At 75.9% G+C, this 411-nt stretch carries 1 protein-coding gene; it reads right to left on the bottom strand.

The genetic code is table 11. The annotated features are described in order from the left end of the window. Window positions 1-33: 33 nt before the first annotated feature. On the bottom strand, window positions 34-411 hold a 378-nt coding region (locus tag AMK27_RS40900), incomplete at its 5' end, for a sugar-binding domain-containing protein (protein ID WP_241847815.1).

The raw sequence follows: 411 nt of genomic DNA, 5'->3' as shown, positions 1-411 counted from the left end.
CGGCGCCGTCGGCCCGGCCGACGGCGCCCTCGTTCAGACGCCGTCCGGGTCCGTCCGGTCGAGCGCCGGGTGCGTCCCCGGGCTGGACTCGGTGAGCAGGTAGTCCGCCGCGGCGCGGTCGGTGACCAGGCTGGTGACCAGACCGGAGCGGAGCACCGCGCCGATCGCCGCCGCCTTGCGCTGGCCGCCCGCGATGGCGACGACCTCGGGGATCCGGCGCAGCCGGTCCGCCTCGACGGTGATGCAGCGCTCGCCCAGGTCGCGGCCGACCCTGCGCCCCTCGGCGTCGAAGAGGTGCGCGGACATCTCGGCGGCGACGCCGAGCGAGGCGTAGTGGGCGCGCTCCTCGTCGGAGAGCATGTCGTGGACGGTCGAGATGCCCGGCTCCCAGGAGCCGATGGAGACACAGGC

Origin of the sequence: Streptomyces sp. CB02009, assembly GCF_001905825.1 — a bacterium.
In the GTDB taxonomy this organism is placed as follows: domain Bacteria; phylum Actinomycetota; class Actinomycetes; order Streptomycetales; family Streptomycetaceae; genus Streptomyces.
The sequence above is the reverse complement of the archived record's forward strand: the minus strand, read 5'-3'. Positions and strand labels throughout refer to the sequence as shown.